A 21,107-nucleotide genomic window follows, 5' to 3' on the forward strand; every position below is an offset into this window, starting at 1 on the left:
CATTTTCTCAAAAAATAAATTAAAGCCATGAAAACACTTCAATTCTTCGTATTAGTCCTAATTTTTCAGGCAGGCACTTTTGCTGCATTTTCACAAACAAATACCGGAAAGGTTTATTTAATACGATCGACCGGATTTACAGGATCTGCTGTAAATTATTCGTTTTATATTGATGGCCAGCTGGCCTGCAAGATGAAAAACAAATCTTTTTCGGTACATGATCTGGGCATTGGCGAACATACTGTCAGCGTGGTTAGCGGCGGACTATCAAATGGTAAAAAATCAGTACCCTTAAAAATAACAGTAGCCACTGACAAGATCAATTATGTGAGTGTGGTTAGCACTGAAAATGGATATGTAAATAAAATCACCTGCCAGGAAATCACCCAAAATTCTGCTGAGCCTTTGTTATTGAAGGCAAAACAAAAAAAGGATTGCCTCTCCAATTGAGATCATAATGTGCATCATAGATAAAACATCCTATTGATTTCTCAAATTTCCAACTTCTAAATGGATTAGAATCATTTAAAGTGCTAACCCAATTTGTGACACCATATGTCACGAATTGGGTTAATATCTATAGATTCGATCCCTATATCTGAGATTACACCGTTTTTAACACCCCACCATCTGCTCTCAAACAGGCTCCATTTGTGGCCAAAGAAAGTGGACTTGAAAGATATGCTGCCAGGTGAGCAATTTCATCCGGTTTGATAAAACGGCCTATAAGCGAATGCGGATTCGTCTGTTGCATAATTCCGGTTTTTAGCTGTTCAACCTGCAGGTTTTGGGCATTTGCGAGATATTCGATAGTACGGGCCACTCCATCTGAATAGGTTGGGCCACCCAAAATACAGTTTACTGTAACTTCAGTCCCTTTGGTCAATTTAGATAGTCCATTACCAACAGCCATCATTGCGGCTTTCGTCATTCCATAATGTATCATATTTTCAGGGATATTGACGCCAGATTCACTACTGATAAAGATCACCCTCCCCCAATTCTTATCAAGCATCTGCGGAAGTAATTTCTTCGATAGTCTGACACCGCTCATCACATTGATCTCGAAAATTCTGTACCAGTCTTCATCAAGAAGATCTTTAAAGTCCTTAAGTTCGAAGATACCGACATTATTGATGAGAATATCAATATCATTCAACCGCAGCATTAGTTCTTCTACCTGTATTTTATCTGAAAAATCAGCTGTAATTCCAGATACTTTGGCACCAGGAAATTCTCTTTTAAGTACTGTCAGTGAATTATCCAATTTTACCTGATCCCGTCCGTTTATAATAACTTCAACATCTTCTGCTAATAATTGCTGCGCTATCGCAAATCCGATTCCCTGGGTAGAGCCGCTTATAAATGCTCTTTTTCCTTTTAATTTTAAATTCATTCCAGTTTTTATTTTTGTAATGATCAATACATAATTGTGCAAAAAAAATTTAATGAAGCATATCCAACTGCAATTCGATCTGTTCGGCAAGGATATTCTGATCAGGATATATTCTTCTCAGCGTATTCAGACCGCACCAAAACGTTACAAGAGACCTCCCTAACAACCTTGTAGATAATGGGTTATGAAGTTTACCTTTAAGCTTTTCCTTTTCAAAAACTTCAGTAAACATGTTTTCAACAGCTATCATGATACGAATTGCTTCTTCTGCCAACTCCTCATCTACATAAGTCATCTCCACAACTGTATTCGCAATAATACAGCCCCGAAGGTGATCCTGCTTATCAGATTTCGCTATACTTCTAAAAAAATCCCTGATGAGCTCCAGGGGAGCTTCATTGATTTCCAGTTCTTTTTTGAAATCATTAAATGCTTCTCTGCGCTGCAAGATGGAAGCTTTAAAAACTTCTTTTTTACCTCCCCTGAAACTATTATAAAAACTACCGGAACCTATACCGGTCATCTCTAGTAAATCGCTTAAAGAGGTGGCTGTAAATCCCTTTTCCCAGAACACCCCCTGTGCTTTACGCACCAGCTCCTCATTGTCAAATAATGTTGGCCTTCCTTTCATTCTTATTACTTTTGTATTGATCAATACAAAAGTAATAAGAATCTTTTGTTTTCAAAAATTTAGTCGAACCTGATCGAGTCAAAGGCTGTCTGTAGTGTATCGCAATTTGCAGATAGGAATATCGCTTCCAGTGCTCCGACAGGTTGCTCCAATCATTTGGATGCCACATAAATTCCCATAGAAATACTCTTGACAGGTGTGTATTTTGTTTTTCAACTTCTGCAGATTAAACGCATACAATGCAAAAAGCCGTCCCTAAGTGATAGAAACGGCTTTTTGCATTTGCATTTGTCTTGTTTACTTATTTTGTTCTATCTCTTTCAGGCTATTCATTTTCTTATAGGCCAGGAAGCCTTTAATATCTTCAAAGTGTTCACGAACACGTTTATTACCAAATTCGAATACTTTTTGGGCCAGCCCATCCAGGAAATCCCGATCATGTGACACCAGAATCAAGGTTCCATCAAACTCTTGCAGGGCTCCTTTGATGATATCTTTGGTCTTCATGTCCAAATGGTTCGTCGGCTCATCCAGAATCAATACATTTACCGGTTCAAGCAGCAGTTTAATCATCGCCAGACGCGTTTTCTCCCCACCGGAAAGAACCTTAACCTTTTTGGTGGTATCATCACCGCTAAACATAAAGGCCCCCAGGAGGTCTTTGATCTTTATGGTACCGTCACTTAATGGAATCTGATCAATGGTTTCAAATACCGTTAAATTCTCATCCAGCAAAGCTGCCTGATTTTGGGCAAAATAGCCAATCTTCGCATTGTGGCCCACTTTTAAGGTTCCTTCAAAATCAATCTCACCCATGATGGATTTAATCATAGTCGACTTACCTTCCCCATTTTTACCTACAAAAGCCACCTTTTCTCCCCGCTCAATCACCATTGCTGCTTTCTCAAACACCACATGGTCGCCATACTTCTTGGTCAGTTCTTCTACAATTACAGGATATTGACCTGAACGTGGCGACGGCGGAAATTTCAGCCGCAATGCTGAAGTATCCACTTCATCAATTTCGATGACTTCAAGTTTTTCGAGCATTTTTACCCTCGATTGCACTTGCAAAGTTTTGGAGTACGTCCCTCTAAAGCGATCTATAAACTCCTGGTTATCGGCAATAAAGCGCTGTTGTTCTTCATAAGCTTTTAACTGGTGTACACGGCGGTCTGCACGCAACTGCAGGTAGTGGCTATATTTCGCTTTGTAATCGTATATGCGGCCCATGGTAACCTCAATCGTACGATTGGTGATATTATCGACAAAGGTACGGTCGTGCGAGATCACCATTACTGCCCTGGCGGAGTTGATTAGAAAATCTTCCAGCCATTGGATACTTTCAATATCCATGTGGTTGGTAGGCTCATCCAGCAAAATCAAATCTGGTTTCTTTAATAGAATCTTGGCCAGCTCAATCCGCATGCGCCACCCACCAGAAAACTCAGAAGTCTGACGTGTAAAATCTTTACGTTCAAAACCCAGTCCTTTTAACACTTTTTCTATCTCCGCATCATAATTCACCTCTTCTACCGAATAAAACTTCTCGCTCAACTCCGATACACGCTCAATTAGCTTCATGTAATCATCGCTTTCGTAATCGGTTCTGATCGTAAGCTGTTCATTCAGTTCTTCCAGTTCCTTTTGCATCTGATGCGCCTCCTGGAAAGCCTTTGAAGTCTCTTCAAAAACAGTGACATTATCCTGTGTCAGCAAATGCTGTGGTAAATAAGCAATCACCGCATCCTTTGGACCAGATATATTCCCTGATGTGGGTTTTGTAGCCCCTGCAATAATTTTGAGGATGGTGGACTTGCCCGCACCATTTTTACCCATCAGGGCTATTTTATCGTTCTCGTTAATCGAAAAGGTTACATCACTAAACAAAGTGGTTCCGCCAAAAGAAACGGAGATATTATTTACATTAATCACGAAATGAGGTTATTAAATTGAGCGGCAAAGATAATGGAATTTGGTACAAATACCGAATACAGGCAGAAGGTTAGTTACAGACCTCCTATTTAATTTGCTAAAATAACGGAAAACGCTGACAGTTAATCCCCTTTGCTATCGCCTGCCAGGAGTCCATGCTGATAAAAAAGCCCCCAATGTATGATACACTGGAGGCGCTACCTGATTTTTTTAATCATTCAGGTGATCTTACTCTTTTACCACGACATCATGGGCACCACCTTCAACAATACTTACAGAAGAGACAAGGGTGAGCTTTGCTTTATCTTTAAATTCAGCCAATGTGGTAAAACCACAACTGCACATGGTTGATTTTATTTTGCCTACCGTAATCGCAAGATTATCTTTTAAACTGCCTGCATAAGGAACATAGCTATCCACACCTTCTTCAAACTTGAGACCGTTAGTCCCGCCCATATCATACCGTTCCCAATTACGTGCACGGTTAGAGCCTTCCCCCCAATATTCTTTCACATAATTACCACCAACAAGCAATTTCTGAGTTGGACTCTCATCGAACCTGGCAAAATATCTGCCCATCATAATAAAGTCGGCTCCCATGGCAAGCGCCAGTGCCATATGGTAATCCTGCGCAATTCCTCCATCGGAACAGATCGGAATATAAATTCCTGTTTCTTCAAAATACTGGTCTCTCGCTGCTGAAATCTCTATTAAGGCTGTAGCCTGTCCTCTTCCAATGCCTTTGGTTTCCCGGGTGATGCAAATGGATCCTCCACCCACACCTACTTTAACAAAATCGGCACCCGCTTCAACCAGGTACAGGAAGCCTTCCTTATCTACCACATTACCCGCACCAACTTTAACCTGGTTGCCAAATTCTGTTTTTATGTAGTTAAGTGTCTCTTTCTGCCATTCCGAATATCCGTCAGAAGAATCGATACACAGCACATCCACTCCGGCATTCACCAGCGCTGGTACTCTTTCTTTATAATCCCTGGTGTTGATTCCAGCACCTACAATCAATTTCTTTTTAGCATCCGATAATTCCAAAGGATTATCCTTGTGGTTATCATAGTCCTTTCTGAAAACAAAAAATTTAAAATTACCATCTTCATCCGTTATTGGGAGGCTATTCAGTTTATGTTCCCAAATGATCGCATTTGCTTCCCTTAAAGTTACCCCCACAGGAGCAGTAATCAGCTTTGATAAGGGCGTCATAAAGTCTTTCACCTTCTTATCCATAGAATCAGCGCCTACCCTGTAATCTCTGCCCGTTACAATGCCCACCAGTTTTCCAGCAGCGCTGCCGTCTTCTGTGATGGCAATTGTGGAATAACCTGTTCTGGCTTTTAAAGCGATTACATCTTTCAAGGTATCTTCTGCAATCAGATTGGCAGTGCTGATGACAAAACCCGATTTATGCTGTTTCACTTTTTCTATCATCTCCACCTGTTTCTGGATAGTCTGTGATCCGAAGACAAAAGATACCCCTCCATTTTTTGCCAGGGCGATAGCCATTTTATCATCAGAAACAGACTGCATAATTGCAGAAACAAAAGGGATATTCAATTCTATTTCAGAGGCTTCTCCTTTTTTATATTTAACCATGGATGCTTTTAAGGATACCTTGTCAGGTACACAATCCATCGTTGTTAATCCCGGGATGAGAAGAAACTCACTAAATGTTCTGGAAATTTCGTTTAAATATTGAGCCATTATTAATATATACTTTTAAGCTGGATGAGTGTCCTGATATCATAAGAAAGGTCGTACTCAGGAAATCTGAACTTTCATAAATTAAATTAAATAGCCAAATATAAGATATATAAACGCAAACGGCCGCATCATAATTAAATGATACGGCCGTTGTTTATTGGATGATAGGATTATTTAACTTTAATTTCAACCCTGCGGTTTAATTCTCTTCCTTCTTCCGTATCATTTGGTGCTACAGGTACTTTATCACCAAATCCTTTGATTGTAAAGTTAGACTCAGGAAGACCTGCATTCACTAAATAAGATTTTACAGAGTTTGCACGGTCTACCGACAGTGACATATTGTGTTCAGCAGAACCTTCTGCCGATGAGTTACCATTGATTACGAATTTAACAGAGGTATCTTTTTTCATTTCAGAAGCTACATTATCCAAAACGGTATAAGAAGCAGTTTTTAAAACTGATGAATCGAATTCGAACTGTACATTACTGAAATTAAAATTTGGTTTTGCAACTGGTACCGGCTCTTCTTTTTTCTCTTCAACAGGAGCAGGTTCCGGTTTAGTTTCTACGGGTTGCGCAACTGGAGCAGGAGTAGGTTTCGTTACCAGCTTCTTAGATTTACAAGAGTAAAGAGAAACAGTCAAAAGACATAAAACGGCTGCCAGTAAAAGATTTTTTGTGATTTTCATTTGAGTTTTTTTTAGTTTTTGAAGCATTTATAAACTTACCTGTCACCACTCCAATTTGTTTTAAGCGCTTAAGAAGTATAAGCTCCCATACATTTTTTCAGGTTACCGACAAAGATTACTCCTGCTTCGTTTAATTATTAATTTTTAGTAGCCATAAAGCTATAATTTATTTTTAGCTAAAGTAATACTATAACGGGAATTTAATTCATAACGTGTGTTTTTAAGATCTGCCTGACCAAAATAAATGATCCCTCCTTCAAATTTTTTCCATTTTATTTTTATTTAGCACATATTTTGCTACTTTCCGGTCTGATACCCGTGAAGACGATTTATGCTGAAAATTTCTCTGCCTTTTTTTTTATGTTTTATTGTAAGTTCCGTAAATGCTCAAAATGCGAGTAATGCCATTAAGTCAAATAATCAGGTAACGGATACGGCCAACAAAAGGGATTTAATAGATATTGCCAAAAGATTGTTTAACATACAGCCAGGAAAGGAGAGAGAAACCAACGCAGAGAAAAAAATATTCTTTTCGGCCCTTCCTATCGGCGCACATGTTCCGGGTGGTGGACGTGCACTGATCACCTCTACCAGTGCGGGATTTTATACGGGGAACCATAAAACTACCAATATTTCTAACGTCACTTTTACTCCCTACTGGAATTTTAAAAGCAGGTTTGGCCTCCCCCTGCGCTCAAATATCTGGCTTAAAAATAATGCCTGGAATATACAGGGGGATACGCGGTTTCTAGTCTATCCACAATACACCTGGGGTTTGGGCAGCGGTGCTGAAGATCACAAATTACTGGTAGATTATAAATATGTCAGATTCTATCAAAGTGCATTGAAACGTATCAAGCCGTATATGTATGTGGGTTTGGGTTACAACCTGGATTACTTTATCAATATCAAAACTGCTAAACCCGGATTGAAAGAATTTACGGGATATCCTTATGGGACGACCTACAGTAAAAATGAGTTCTCTTCAGGCGTCACACTTAACCTGCTTTACGACACCAGAAATAGTTCCATAAACCCACTTCCTGGCTGTTACCTCAATGTCATCCTGAGAAATAATCCGGTTTATCTGGGGAGCAAAACCAACTGGCAATCATTATATATTGATGCAAGAAAGTATATTCAGCTGAATAAAAAACCCAACCAACAGAATGTACTGGCTTTGTGGACTTACGCATGGACAGGCTTAAGCAGTTCCATTCCTTACCTGAACTTACCTGCTGTAGGCTGGGATCCTTATAACAAATCAGGCCGCGGGATGGAACAAAACAGGTACCGTGGAAAGGGACTTCTTTATTTTGAAAGTGAATACCGCAGGGATATTACAGCCAATGGCCTATTGGGCTTTGTTGTTTTTGCCAATGCGACCTCAGTTACAGAAGTCGAGAAAAACAGGTTTAAAAATATCCACACCGCAGTAGGATCCGGATTACGGATCAAGTTCAATAAAAGTTCCAATACCAATATTGCTATTGATTATGGCGTAAGTAAAGGTTATTCCGGATTTATGATTAACCTTGGGGAGGCTTTCTAGTCATCTTTCTTCTTCAGCAGCAAGGTATAAGAACCACCGCCTACAATAGTCTGAAAAGTATGGTCACTTGTTTCATAAAAGGTATTGATCTGCTTGTTTTCTATGTGTTGCATTTCCTTTTTTTCTGTTCCTCTGGATTTCAGTGTGGCCATCAGTTTATGGTATGCCTGTTCACCTGGTAACTGGTAAAACAATTGAACGACGATCTGGTTATAGGCATGAATCCTCAGCCAGGCGAGCGCCTGGTTTTTATCCGATTCTTTATTTCCAAAAGAAAAGGTCGTATAGCGTTCATTGTCTTTCTCATCAGACAATTCAGCATTCGCCTGCCATCCCCTGGCACTTAAAGTATCTGTAATTGCCTGAGCAGGCTGATCCAGGTAGGAAATGAGCTGATCCAGGGAAAGATCTTGTGCCCTGCAAAATAAGCCACTGAAAATCAGGAGAAGGGTGAATATAAATTTCATATCTTAATTAAATTATTCAGTATATATATCCCGCTACCAATTAAAACACCATGTTCTTGGGACATACAAATATCAGAATTATGAAATTAATGCAACCGATATGTTCCGTAACAAATTAAAAATAGCCACAATTCTGACGCTCTTTTAATATATTTGGAACATGGCAGATCCTAAAACAGAATTTACAGTAGAATTTGAAGGGGAAACTATCCCCGTTACAATAACAGAAACCGAGCAGGATGAGGATATCATTTTTATGGTATCTATCTCCGGACAACCGGAATTTGAAATATTTCTTTCAGAAGAAGACATGTGGGTGACCAATGATGAGGTTGCTGTAGAAGAAGATCTGATTTTTATCATAGGCGACAAATTCGAGAGTCTCCAGCCCTAGATCGTATTTCTGTGATATCCATAATGTATGCAGGAATGCTGCATACATTATGATGCATCTTCTTCCTTTTTATCCTTATTTCTGTTCCGGATCAGCTTGAATTTAATCTTCCCGTCATCTCCATCAACAGCCTGGATATGAACCACAATTCCTTTCATTCTTCTTTCTCTAATTTCCTTTTTACTCGTGATATCCTCATCTTTTTTAGGGTTGCGTAGCGGCACATCCAACAGAATATTCGTCCCTTTGTTCATGGCATACACTCCTTCAATATTCATATTCAGCACACTTGAATTAATCAGCATAGGATTGATAATGATCTTCTGCCCGCGAATATCGAGGTCGCCATTCAGGTTACTAAATGTGATATTATCCAGATCCCGGAAAGGAAAGGCGAACTTTCCCACATTCTTTATGGCATCGTAATTCAATAAAGCGCCCTTTTTAAGATCAAATACAATTTTTCCATTCATAGAACCCGGAACAACTTTTCCCTGATTGCTGATATTGCCAGATATATTTGCTTTGGTAAAGAAACTTCCCCTTAAATTTTTATAGCTAAGCCCTTTTAGGCCAAAGTTATCAAATGAATAAAAAAAGTTCTTCACGTCAACATTTGAGATCACTGTACTGAACTTAAAATGATTTGAGGCTGCAATTTGAGAGATCTGACCATTGAGTTTCACAAAACCACCGCCATTCTTTAGGCTGACATTTTTCAAATCAATTCCGGCATCCGAAAGAGAGATCTCTGCAGTAGCATTTGTTCCCTTAAATTTATTATAATTCAGCTGGTCTACACGCATACTCAATTCTACCCTGCCCTTATCCAGCATGGTATTCAGCTGTCTGGCAAAATTACTGGATTTACTACTTTTAGACTGTCTGACTTTCGCCTGTTTCCTGGCACCTAGAAAACCAATAAATTCTCCAAGATACAATTGGGGACTACGTATTTCCCATTTTAAAATAGATTTTTCCGGCGCATTGTAATACAGGTTCAGGAAATTTTTAACACTTCCGCTCATATAAACGATACTCTTGCCACTTTGCAGGTGAATATCCCTGATCAGCAAGTCCTCCTTGGTAAAATTCAAGGATATTGACGTATTTTTAAAGTTCAGCCCACGGGGGACATAACTGACATCTGCATTCTTTACATTGACCACACCTGTAATCATAGGTTTGGTCAGTTTCAGGTCTACTATATCCGCCCTGTAATGCAATTCCAGATCTGCAGCCCCCTTGCTGAATTTCAACAGGTCATCTCCCAATACATTGTTGAGTTTAGCGACCTCGAATTTAGATTTGAAGGTCCCGGTAGCCACAGGTTTGTCCAGGTTGTGAATAAATGCCGTATCAATAGTAAATGGCATTTCTGCATACTTACCTTTAAAATTAAATAACTTAATGGCTGAATTTTCATCGGTTAATCCCTTGCCATTGATGAAATTATTGGTGAATATCCCATCAAAACTGCAATCATCAACTGTCCCGCCCGGATTGGTCAGTTGACTTGACCTCACGGCTGCCGTCACCAGAATTGAAGGATCGCCCCCCGCTCCCATATTTCCCGCAATGCGTGCATTCACAGCAATGGGCTTATCCAGATTAAACATATTGAGTCTTGACGTAATATTAGGCGCCAGTAATGCTGAAGCATTCCGCCACATGATCTTTTCCGCACCCACATTGATGCTGAATTCCACAGGCGCTTTCCCGATATCAAATCTGGCACTCAGCATAAAGGGATCATCTCCAATATTCAGGATATTTGGCTTCAGTTCAATGGTTTCCTTCTCACCATCATAAACGGCTTCCATAGTTCCTTCCAGCAACTTATCTTTAATGAAACTGCCTCTTTTGGTATTGAATGCGAGGCTTCGAACCAGTGTTTTTAACCTGATATCGGCATGCCATCCATCTGAAGGATAATCTATCTTCCCATTGAAATCCTGTACTGCAAACAGGAACAGTTTATTGCCTTTCCTGTTATCCAGAATAAAGCGCACATTATTCAGGTCAAATCGCCTGATTTCCGCGGGAGAACTACTTTCCTCCGTTGTTTTTTCTTTCTTATCGGGATTTTTCCTGAAAATAGAAGTATTGCTGTATCCGTTACTGTCCGTAAACAAGTAGACTTCGGCATCTGTGATGGAGATTCTTCTGATTTCTATTGTACCCTTCAGCAAGGCAAGGGTATTTACAGAAATATCAAAATCTTTAGCCGTCAGAAAAGAATGATGGTGCTTATTCCATAGACTGTCCCGCATCTCCACATTTTTCAGCTTCACGGATACCCCAGGAAAGCCCTTTAAAAAAGTAGGTTCCATCACCTCCACCGTCATGCTGCCATTCAGGTTTTTATTTAATTCCTTTGTGATAGAAACCAACAGTTCCTTCTTGTTGGCATTGACATACAGAGCGACCCCGGTGAATGCTAAAACAATAAGGATAACAAGTGCTGCGAATATTTTTAGTGAGAGTTTTAACCAGCGGGGCATAATTGACTATTTATGGATAAACATTTAAAAACAGGAATTGTTTAAAGATCATCTTAAACATTGAAATGTTCGCTGCTCATTGCGTATAATTTGATTATTTTAGTATCAATAAATACTTACACACATGAACTCATCAAATTCACACCTTAAAAGATCTGGCAGATTACTTTCCGGTCTTGCCTGTTTTCTATTTCTTGTATGTATTTCATTCGAAAATCTGCATGCACAATCTCAGACAGTAACCAAACTCCCCATTAAAAAGGACCGGTTCAACAGAATTTTTATTCCGGTGAAAATAGACAAGGACAGCCTTTCCTTGCTCTTCAGCACTGCTTCCAGAACATTGCGTCTGACGCCTTACTTCATGGAAACCAGAACATTATACCCTGGCGGAGGCATTCTTGCGATTAAAGACAAAAAAGGAAGAAGTGCTTCCAGGATGATCTTCTATCTTCCTAAGCTGGATATTGGAAATTTAAAGTTCAGAAATGAGGAAACAATTGTCAACTACGCTTTTCCGGATAGTGTAATTACAGGCACAACAGGAACACTTTTGGTGTACCAGTACAACTGGAAAATTGACAATGACAGAAATGAAGTTTCCCTTTCAAAAATACCTTTTACAGCGGAACAGCCTTTTATCCAGGTAAAATATAAAAACGATAACGCGCCACAGGCACCTGTAAAGATTGGAGAACTTACCGATAACTTCCTGATTGATTTCGGATCAGGCACTAATTTTCAGGTTAATGCCAATACCGTTCTGGGCAAACAGCTCATTTCTTCCTACGAACTTAAGCCGGTAGTTACCTTAACTTCCAATATCCATTCCCGTAAACTTGTAGATACAATTTATGAAGTTACTGTTCCTTCCCTGTACTTCAACGGCGTCGAACTGAAAGACCAGAAAATAACCTTAAGCACTGCAGCTCCAAAAAACGTGATCGGCACTGCACTTCTGGGTAAATATAATGTGATCCTGAACAACTCCAGAAAAAGGAAAATAGACAGTGAGCTGATTCTTGAAAAAAGACTCGTTCAATAATCAAAAAGGTGTTAATCCATGACTTTGTGCAGCTGAAGCACATCCATCAGAATTAACACCTTTCATTTAAACAGCGATTTTAAAACAGGAATTTGGTACTTAAAAAGTTAGAACTGTTGCTTTCAACAATCTCATTTAAAAGTTCCTTATTCTGCTCATTCAATTTTGTTGCCACGAGGGAACGAATAGAAAATGAACGTAATGCATCTACCACTGACAGTGTTCCTTCGGCACTGTCTTTTCTTCCTGTAAACGGAAAAACATCTGGTCCACGCTGACATTGACAGTTGATATTCACACGACTCACCTGGTTGACCAGCGGATCAATCAGTGCTGCAATTTCCTGATCATCATTGCTAAAGATACTCACCTGCTGACCATGTGTGGATTCAATCAGGTACTCGATCGTTTCTTCAAGTGAATCAAAAGGCATCACCGGAATAACCGGGCCGAACTGTTCCTCTTCGTATAACTTCATATCCTTATTTACTGGATAGACAATTGCAGGATAAACAAATGATTCATTCATCAGGCCCCCATTTTCATTGACAACCGATGCCCCATGTGCAATTGCATCATCAATACATTCCTTCAGGTAAGCCGGTTTATGAGGCTCAGGAAGCGGGGTAAGCGAAACCCCTTCCACCCATGGCATTCCAAATTTCAGTTTGGCTACAGCTTCCGACAATTCCTTCAAAAACACATCGGCAAGACTACAGTGTACAAAAACAATCTTCAATGCGGTGCAACGTTGTCCGTTGAAAGACAAAGATCCCAGAACAGTTTCCTGCACGGCCAGTTTGATATCAGCATTGGAAGTAATAATAGCTGCATTTTTAGCATCAAGGCCCAGGATCGCACGCAAACGATTAATCTTCGGATGTAATTTCTTCAGTTCATTGGCCACCTTACTCGAGCCAATCAGGGTAAGCACATTGACTTTACCAGACTGCATTAAACCTGGAATGATCTTATTTCCCCTGCCATAAATGGTATTCACAACACCTTTAGGGAAACAATCCCTGAAAGCTTCCAGCAATGGATAGTGTAATAAGGTACCATGTTTAGGTGGTTTGAACAGCATTGTATTCCCCATGATCAATGCCGGGATCAGGGTAGTAAAGGTTTCATTCAGCGGATAATTGAACGGACCCATACACAAGACCACCCCTAGCGGGGAGCGTCTGATCTGGGCGACAATTCCCTGCTCTATACTGAACTTGGAAGACTGCCTGTCCAGGTCCTTCAACGCATCTATTGTTGCATAAATATACTCTACCGTACGGTCAAATTCTTTTACTGAATCGGCATAGGACTTTCCTATCTCCCACATCAGCAGTTTCACCACTTCATCTTTTTTCTGAATAATCCGCTGCGTAAACTTATCCACGCAATTGATCCTGTCAGCAACACTCATTGTTGGCCATTCCCCACGGCCATTATCATATGCTTTAACAGCGGCATCCAATGCCTCGAAAGATTCCTTTTCCGTACATAAAGGATACGTTCCAATCACTTTGCGCTGAAGTCCGTCAGCCGTTTTTATACATACGGGCGATAAAACCGTATGTACCTCTCCATTCCATGACCGCATTTCGCCATTGCTTAAATATTCGCGCTGATGTAATTCTGCGCTTAAGCGATGGGCTGCAGGAATCTCCTCTTCTGTGACAAAAATGGAGGCTAAATCTATATTTCCCATTTAAAAATTGTTTTTCTTGATGAATTCATCATGCTCAATAGCTAAAGATAAACTTTTTAATCCATTAAGATAAATCACTTATCGGATTATATTTAGGCACCAGAATTTTCATTACGGTCCAGGCCACCAGGTAAGCAACAGCACAGATGGCAAACATAATGGTATAACCGGTTTGTGGTGTACCTATGGATTTATAATAGTCGAACAAGCCACCTCCTAGTTTAGAAATCACTACCCCGCCAATACCTCCGGCCATACCACCGATACCGATGACACTACCAATCGCTTTTTTAGGGAACATATCTGATACTGTGGTGAAAATATTGGCCGACCATGCCTGGTGTGCAGAAGCACCGATACCAATCAGCACTACAGGAATCCAGTAGCTGATATCCCCAAGTGGCTGTGCTGCAAGAACAATGAGTGGAAAAATGGCAATCACCAGCATGGCTTTCATCCTTCCATCATACGGAGAGTATCCCTTTTTTATGAAATACATGGGAAACCATCCTCCACCAATACTCCCAATCATAGTCATACTATATAACACTGTCAGGGGCATCGTAATGGAAGTACCTACCATTCCGTACTGCACTTTCAAATAAGAAGGCAACCAGAACAGGAAAAACCACCAGACCCCATCGGTCATAAACTTACCAAACACAAACCCCCATGTTTGTCTGTAACCCAATAGTTTAACCCAGTGAACTTTTTCAGAATCTTCCACTTCTACGATACCATCATCCAGTAATTGATCACTATTGATATATTCCAGTTCAGAGGCTGTGATATTCTTTTGATTTTCCGGTTTATCATATAAAGCAAACCAGAAGAAAAGCCATAACAAACCTACTCCCCCAACAATCAGGAAAGTACTTTCCCAGCCCCATTGCTCCGCAATCCATGGTACGCTTAAAGGAGCGAGTACCGCACCTACATTGGCACCTGAATTAAAAATACCGGTGGCAAAAGAGCGTTCTTTTTTAGGAAAATATTCTGCTGTAGCTTTAATTGCTGCAGGAAAATTCCCGGATTCACCCACGCCCAGAACGGCTCTTGAAGCAATAAAGCCCAGTACTGAAACCGGCACAAGACCCAGGCCAATCCAGCCAAGCATAGTTGACAATCCGGATCCGATTGGAATTGCCAGGGCGTGCATGGCTGCACCTACTGACCAGACAATCAGCGCAATGGCATATCCCCATTTTGTACCCAGTCTGTCCACCACCCTGCCTGCAAACAGCATAGATATGGCATATATCAATTGAAAAGCGGAAGTGATATTGGCATAGTCACTGTTGGTCCAGTTAAACTCTTTCTCCAGCATGGGGTGCAGGAGACTCAATACCTGTCTGTCCAGGTAATTTACCGTCGTCGCAAAAAACAATAACGCACAGATAGTCCAGCGGTAATTGCTCATTTTAGTCTCTCTCATGGTTTATTTTGGTTAATATTTTGGTTAGAATTTAAAAAATGATGAGTGTCAACTTATCCGTGAATTACTGATGATATCAAGTGTTTCCTGCGTTAGCGTAAACAAAGTATCAAGATCTTTATTTTTTAATATTTCTTTGCTGATGAGTTTACTACCCATGCCTACGGCACAAACTCCGGAGCTGAACCAGCCGGTAATATTTGGTGCTGAAATTTCAACACCTCCGGTTGGAACAAATAACTGCCCTGGGAAAAGGTCTTTAACTGCAGACACATAGGAAGGGCCTAAAATATTGGCAGGGAAAAGTTTAATGATTCCAGCTTTAAGCTGATAGGCAATATTGATTTCTGTAGGGGTAAAACAACCTGGAATCCATAACAATCCGGCTTCATGAACCAGGTTACCGACTTCCGCATCAATAACGGGGCAAACAATAAAGTGTGCACCGGCGCTGATAAAATCTTTTGCCTCTTCAACATTTTTAACCGTACCGATCCCCAGGTGTAATGCTGGCATCTCGCTGTTTACCACTTCAATCAGTACCTTGAAATTATCCAAAGCCTCTTTTCCCCTGTTGGTATATTCAATAACCCTGACACCTGCACGGTACAGTGTCCGTACAATCTCCAGGCTTATTTCTGCATCTTCATAAAAGAACAATGGCAATAAGCCCTGATCTGTAATCGCTTTGATAGTTTCTTCTTTTGTCTTCATTTCAATATTGTTTTCAGTTTGTATGTTTAAAAGGAATTATGCCATTTCATATGGCTCCACAATTGCCCTGATATCTTCTTTCCTTGTGGTATTAAAGTCGCTTTCCGTGAACAATTTGGCAAATGCTGCCGAAGTGGCAAAATCTACCACCTCCTGTGCTTCCAGCTGGTGGTAAAAGCCATAAATTAATCCGGCCATGTAACAATCCCCGCTGCCTACTTTTCCAGCAATCGCTTCCGCGACAAACTCTTTAGACACCAATAACTGGTCCTGAGTGTATAAAGTAGTATAATACTGTATACCTTTACCATGGTCAAACCGGAAGGTATTCGCTACCGATTTACACTTTGGAAAAAGATCCAATATTGCTTTTGAGGAGATCTCGGACTGCTGTAAATAAGTCTGCTTCTGGTGTTCTTCCACCACGTTTTCAGGTACAGGAATACCCAGCATTTTTTCTGCTGCCCAGATATTTCCCATTACCACATCACAATATTTTACCAATCCAGGCAGAATTTCTATGGGTTCCTTTCCGAACTTCCATAGTTTTGCACGGTAGTTCAAATCTATCGAAATGGTGATATTTCGTTCAGCAGCAGCTTTCAGTGCTTCCTCGCATACCTCTGCTACGGCTTGATTGATCGCCGGACAAATTGCACTGAAATGAAACCAGGTTACCCCTTCCAGCACTTTATCCCAGTCAATCGTTCCTGGAGTTAAAGCGGAGAATGAAGAATAATTACGGTCGTAGATCACACCGGCATTTTTAAGGTCTTTACCTTTATCAAGGAAATATAAACCTATTCTCTCACCGGAATAGTGTATGGCAGAGGTATCTATGTGTAGATCGTCAAGATATCCCACCAGCTGTCTGGCAATAAAATTATCAGGAACAGCGGTAAGGTAAGCTGAAGGCACTTCCCAAAGGGAAAGTGCCGCAGCTACATTCGCTTCTGCGCCGCCAACATATACTGGAAAGGTGTTATCCGCTAACCATTCCCCAGCTGAATCCGGACAGATCCTAAGCAGCAATTCTCCAAAACTTAAAACTTTACCCATTGCAGATTAAAAATTGAAGTATGATTTTGCATTGTTATAACAGATATCCTGAACGATTTTACCAATCCATTCCATATCATTTGGAAGCTCCCCGTTTTCAATATCTTCCGCCAGGAGATTACACAGTATTCTTCTGAAATATTCATGTCTTGGGAAGGAAAGGAAACTTCTGGAATCCGTAAGCATGCCCACAAAACGGCTGAGTAATCCCATGTTAGACAAGGCATTAATTTGTTTAATCATGCCATCTTTCTGATCAAGGAACCACCAGGCGGAACCATATTGTATTTTTCCGGCAATTGTACCATCATTGAAATTCCCGATCATAGTTGCAATCAACTCATTATCTGCAGGATTCAAATTATATATGATCGTTTTTGTTAATTTATTGTCTGTATCAAGTTTGTTCAGGAACTTGGATAAGGCTGCACCCTGCGGGAAATCCCCTATAGAATCAAGACCTGTATCCGGCCCCAGGTTTTTAAGCATCCTTGAATTGTTATCCCTCAGGGCGCCAATGTGATATTGCTGCACCCAGCCTTTTTCATGGTCCCATTCCGCAAACTCCACTAACATCGCAGATTTAAACTGCAGGATTTCTGTTGGCGTTAAGCTTGCTCCGCTCCTGATCTTCGCAAAAATTGCGGCGACCTCCTCCTGGGTATAAGCTGTAGCATACAGCTGCTCCAGACCATGGTCAGATAAGGCACAGCCATTGGCATGAAAGTAATCATGTCTGCTTTTCAATGCCAGCAGATAAGTTTCGTAATCATTGATAGGCGTACCATAAACTGCTTCCAGTTTACCGATATACGCATTTAAGGCAGTCAGGTTATCCGCATTCATCGCCTTATCCGGTCTGAAGGCAGGTAATACTTTAATTTCAAAACCTTCTTCTTTTAATTGTTGGTGGTAGGCCAGATCATCTATAGGATCATCTGTTGTAGCTACCGTCACCACATTCATCTTTTTCAGCAGGTTCCGTACGCTATATTCAGGTGTTTGTAATTTTGCCGTACATTCATCATAGATCTTTCTGGCCGTTGCCGGAGAAAGAATATCATATACATCGAAATAGCGCTGTAATTCGAGATGGGTCCAATGGTATAATGGATTGCGGAGTGTATAAGGTACGGTTTCTGCCCATTTTTCAAATTTCTCCCAATCACTTTTATTCCCTGTGATGTAGGATTCATCTACTCCATTTGCACGCATGGCCCTCCATTTGTAATGGTCTCCGTATAACCAAACCTGGGTCAGGTTTTCGAAGTTTTTATCTGTAGCGATCTGATCTTGCGGAAGATGACAGTGATAATCAATGATCGGCATATCTTTAGCATATTCATGGTATAGGATTTCCGCCGATTTACTGTTTAATAAAAAATTCTCGTCAATAAAGTTTTTCATTATAATATATTGTTTTAGTAGTCATAGCCACCACCGCCATCATTCACCGGCTACAGTATTCCCATTGAGATCAAGAATCCATACACCGTTCATTGCTTACTTACGAGTGATATGCCCGTGGTTTTTATTTGAGATTATTTGGTTAAATTACTTAAAGCTATTGCCATTCCGCTTCCGGGAATGTTGTTGTTGGCGGCAAGTCTAGTGAATAAATCGAAAATAACATGTGATCTACTTGCAAATATTTGTGCAATCGTTTTCGGAAAACCAATTTTGATCAGCATGTTCACTCTTTTCTTAGCACTATGCAGTCATATCCTTACCTGCATCCTGCTATTTTTTGTGGGAAAACTATCCATGGGATCAGATCAACAGGATCCTTTACCTGATTATGATCTCCTGGTCCGATGCAGCAGTTTTTTCGATTAAGTAAGCCTTAAATCCTTCCTCAGTAGCAAAAACAGGATCTGAGTGCTCCCATGCAGCATAATATCTGAAGATAACAGGCTTTTTTTCAGTCAGCTGCATCAATGCAATATAAGTATTCCTGATATCACCGGTATCATTCGGAGTCTGACCAAATCCTGCAAAATTCTTTTCCTTTACAGCGACAGCCATTCCCAGGTGGTCTCCATGTTCACTCTGCTGATCAAAAGTAAACATGACTTTTGTCTTGTTCAGCCCAAGCTCCACCTTTTTCCGGCTTTTCAGGTTAACAATTCCGGTCACCAGTTTTGCTCCTGCTGGTGCATTGCTGAGCGACACTTTACTTTCATAAAAATACTGGCCTCCCCAGATACTGATCTCTTCGGTGATACGGGTTAACTTTCCGTCACCCAATACATTCCATTCCGGGTAACTGAGACTGAATACTGCCCTAACCGGTCCGTCAGCAATTCTTTTATAGATTATTTTACCCATATTAGGCCCTCCAAGCCGTACAAGCGTATCTGTTTTGCCCTTTCGCGGCACACTCAGTGCGAGGGAACCTGCTCCCAGTGATTTTCCCACAGCAAGGATATCCATGCCCCAGGGAGCTAAATGGTGATAAATAAGCTTCGGATCTACCCCAACCGTATCCATCATCATTTTCGGCGTAGTTTTGCCCCATATGTCCTTAATATTCCTGACATCCATATAAATCCGGAATCCAACCTTATCATTCTCCCATGCCGGTCCTTCTGTTAAAAACGGGGGAAGCTTTTCCCTGGTAAAATCGGTATTGGGCTGGCCTGCCGGAACGGTATCTGAGGGTAGCGCAGGGCCAAAAGAATCGTCCGAATTTTTCCGCATTTGCCTTACATGCGCAAGTACCCCGGCCGCTGAAGATTGAGGATCATTTAATGAAAAGTTTAGCACCACCTCTTCAGCAGGTTTGAATGACTGCAGAAAGACAAGCTGATCCCACTTTCCGTCGGCATTGGTATCCTCAAACTGCAGGACTTTATGCCCCGTCTTTCCATCGGATACGGTTATTCCGCTTTTATCAGAAAGCTTTCCCAGTTTTTTCTCCAGAAAAGTCCGTTCAAGCGTAATCAGTTCATCAGACCGCTTCAAATCAGTCCGGTTTTGCAATGTTATTTTTGTTTGCTGCGCTTGCACATGAAGTGCAGCAGCAGCAAACAAAACAACCGGTAATATTTTATGAAATACCTTCATGATAATGGAAATTATCTGGCCATCCAGCCACCGTCAATAATCAACAGTGTGCCATGGATATATGCTGAGGCCTCTGAGCATAGAAAAACAATTGGACCTTTAAAATCGTCAGTTACTCCCCAGCGACCAGCAGGAATACGGTCAAGAATAGACTGGCTGCGTTCAGCATCGGCTCTCAGGGCAGTGGTATTATTTGTAGCAATATATCCAGGAACGATAGCATTCACATTCACTCCTTTTCCAGCCCATTCATTGGCAAAAGCTTTTGTCACCTGTGCCACAGCACCTTTACTTGCCGCATAACTTGGGACATTGATCCCTCCCTGGAAGGCGAGTAATGAAGAAGTAAATACAATCTTTCCGCTTCCTCTTTCGATCATTTTTTTACCGAACTCTCTCGCCAGGATAAAAGGAGCAGTCTGATTGATGGCAATTACAGCATCCCAGTTTTCATCAGAATGTTCCGCAGCAGGCTGACGCATAATGATCCCCGCGTTATTAATTAATATATCAACCACAGGATGCTCTTCATTCACCTTATTGATAAATGCATACAGGTCATCCCTGTCACCAAGATCACATAAGTATGGTGTAAATTTACGGCCTGCAGCAAGCACTTCTTTTTCCACATCGCTACCGCTCAGCTCCATATTTACCGCAACACCTATAATATCAGCACCTGCTTCTGCAAGCGCTATTGCCATTGCCATCCCCATACCACTACTGCAGCCGGTAACCAATGCTTTTTTTCCTTCTAATTCAAATGATTTTAAAACTGACATAATTGTTGATATATAAT

General features: G+C 40.8%; 18 protein-coding genes. 4 read left to right on the forward strand and 14 right to left on the reverse strand.

Going from position 1 to position 21,107, the window contains the following annotated elements:
- Positions 1-27 precede the first annotated feature (27 nt).
- Complete coding sequence (locus ACSBL2_RS16050; protein WP_442587559.1) at positions 28-450, forward strand: DUF2846 domain-containing protein; 423 nt, start codon at positions 28-30, stop codon at positions 448-450.
- Between the two features lie 154 nt (positions 451-604).
- Here ACSBL2_RS16050 and ACSBL2_RS16055 read toward each other — a convergent pair whose 3' ends face one another.
- The 5 genes from ACSBL2_RS16055 to ACSBL2_RS16075 form a co-directional block, all read right to left on the reverse strand.
- Positions 605-1,396 carry an SDR family NAD(P)-dependent oxidoreductase gene (locus ACSBL2_RS16055; protein ID WP_442587560.1) on the reverse strand — a complete coding sequence of 264 codons (792 nt, stop codon included), beginning with the start codon at positions 1,394-1,396 and terminating at the stop codon, positions 605-607.
- 49 nt (positions 1,397-1,445) lie between these two features.
- Entirely contained in the window at positions 1,446-2,027 is a 582-nt protein-coding gene (locus tag ACSBL2_RS16060) for a TetR/AcrR family transcriptional regulator (RefSeq protein WP_442587561.1), read from the reverse strand.
- 297 nt (positions 2,028-2,324) lie between these two features.
- Positions 2,325-3,962, reverse strand: a complete 1,638-nt coding sequence (locus tag ACSBL2_RS16065) for an ABC-F family ATP-binding cassette domain-containing protein (protein ID WP_442587562.1) — start codon at positions 3,960-3,962, stop codon at positions 2,325-2,327.
- A gap of 228 nt (positions 3,963-4,190) precedes the next feature.
- Positions 4,191-5,678, reverse strand: a complete 1,488-nt coding sequence (locus ACSBL2_RS16070; protein WP_442587563.1) for an IMP dehydrogenase — start codon at positions 5,676-5,678, stop codon at positions 4,191-4,193.
- Between the two features lie 170 nt (positions 5,679-5,848).
- Positions 5,849-6,370: an OmpA family protein gene (locus ACSBL2_RS16075; protein WP_442587564.1), complete on the reverse strand. Its 522-nt coding sequence runs from the start codon at positions 6,368-6,370 to the stop codon at positions 5,849-5,851.
- A gap of 331 nt (positions 6,371-6,701) precedes the next feature.
- Here ACSBL2_RS16075 and ACSBL2_RS16080 point away from each other — a divergent pair, with 331 nt between their 5' ends.
- Complete coding sequence (locus ACSBL2_RS16080; protein WP_442587565.1) at positions 6,702-7,922, forward strand: BamA/TamA family outer membrane protein; 1,221 nt, start codon at positions 6,702-6,704, stop codon at positions 7,920-7,922.
- Here the strand turns inward: ACSBL2_RS16080 and ACSBL2_RS16085 are convergent.
- Complete coding sequence (locus ACSBL2_RS16085; RefSeq protein ID WP_442587566.1) at positions 7,919-8,389, reverse strand: hypothetical protein; 471 nt, start codon at positions 8,387-8,389, stop codon at positions 7,919-7,921. The genes ACSBL2_RS16080 and ACSBL2_RS16085 overlap by 4 nt on opposite strands.
- 160 nt (positions 8,390-8,549) lie before the next feature.
- Between ACSBL2_RS16085 and ACSBL2_RS16090 the strand changes: the two genes are divergently transcribed.
- Positions 8,550-8,783, forward strand: a complete 234-nt coding sequence (locus tag ACSBL2_RS16090) for a hypothetical protein (RefSeq protein WP_442587567.1) — start codon at positions 8,550-8,552, stop codon at positions 8,781-8,783.
- Between the two features lie 47 nt (positions 8,784-8,830).
- On the opposite strand, the gene ACSBL2_RS16095 is transcribed toward ACSBL2_RS16090, so the two are convergent.
- A complete protein-coding gene (locus tag ACSBL2_RS16095; RefSeq protein ID WP_442587568.1) occupies positions 8,831-11,287 on the reverse strand; it encodes an AsmA family protein in 2,457 nt (818 codons plus the stop codon).
- Positions 11,288-11,411: 124 nt separating this feature from the next.
- Between ACSBL2_RS16095 and ACSBL2_RS16100 the strand changes: the two genes are divergently transcribed.
- The gene (locus ACSBL2_RS16100) at positions 11,412-12,332 is read left to right on the forward strand and encodes a hypothetical protein (protein WP_442587569.1); all 921 of its coding nucleotides are present in this window, start codon (positions 11,412-11,414) and stop codon (positions 12,330-12,332) included.
- Between the two features lie 79 nt (positions 12,333-12,411).
- On the opposite strand, the gene ACSBL2_RS16105 is transcribed toward ACSBL2_RS16100, so the two are convergent.
- The 7 genes from ACSBL2_RS16105 to ACSBL2_RS16135 all read right to left on the reverse strand — a co-directional run bounded on the left by ACSBL2_RS16105 (position 12,412) and on the right by ACSBL2_RS16135 (position 21,090).
- On the reverse strand, positions 12,412-14,034 hold the full coding sequence (locus ACSBL2_RS16105; RefSeq protein ID WP_442587570.1) for an NADP-dependent glyceraldehyde-3-phosphate dehydrogenase: 1,623 nt from the start codon (positions 14,032-14,034) through the stop codon (positions 12,412-12,414).
- 64 nt (positions 14,035-14,098) lie between these two features.
- The gene (locus ACSBL2_RS16110; RefSeq protein WP_442587571.1) at positions 14,099-15,469 is read right to left on the reverse strand and encodes an MFS transporter; all 1,371 of its coding nucleotides are present in this window, start codon (positions 15,467-15,469) and stop codon (positions 14,099-14,101) included.
- A 48-nt stretch (positions 15,470-15,517) separates the two neighbouring features.
- The gene (locus ACSBL2_RS16115) at positions 15,518-16,183 is read right to left on the reverse strand and encodes a bifunctional 4-hydroxy-2-oxoglutarate aldolase/2-dehydro-3-deoxy-phosphogluconate aldolase (RefSeq protein ID WP_442587572.1); all 666 of its coding nucleotides are present in this window, start codon (positions 16,181-16,183) and stop codon (positions 15,518-15,520) included.
- A 36-nt stretch (positions 16,184-16,219) separates the two neighbouring features.
- A complete protein-coding gene (locus tag ACSBL2_RS16120; RefSeq protein ID WP_442587573.1) occupies positions 16,220-17,242 on the reverse strand; it encodes a PfkB family carbohydrate kinase in 1,023 nt (340 codons plus the stop codon).
- 6 nt (positions 17,243-17,248) lie between these two features.
- The gene (uxaC, locus tag ACSBL2_RS16125; RefSeq protein WP_442587574.1) at positions 17,249-18,649 is read right to left on the reverse strand and encodes a glucuronate isomerase; all 1,401 of its coding nucleotides are present in this window, start codon (positions 18,647-18,649) and stop codon (positions 17,249-17,251) included.
- A gap of 381 nt (positions 18,650-19,030) precedes the next feature.
- Positions 19,031-20,308 (reverse strand): DUF4861 family protein, encoded by a 1,278-nt coding sequence (locus ACSBL2_RS16130; protein ID WP_442587575.1) that lies wholly within the window; start codon positions 20,306-20,308, stop codon positions 19,031-19,033.
- Positions 20,309-20,319: 11 nt separating this feature from the next.
- Positions 20,320-21,090 carry an SDR family NAD(P)-dependent oxidoreductase gene (locus tag ACSBL2_RS16135; protein WP_442587576.1) on the reverse strand — a complete coding sequence of 257 codons (771 nt, stop codon included), beginning with the start codon at positions 21,088-21,090 and terminating at the stop codon, positions 20,320-20,322.
- Between the last annotated feature and the right edge of the window lie 17 nt (positions 21,091-21,107).

Source organism: Pedobacter sp. AW31-3R (genome assembly GCF_052180285.1).
GTDB lineage: Bacteria > Bacteroidota > Bacteroidia > Sphingobacteriales > Sphingobacteriaceae > Pedobacter.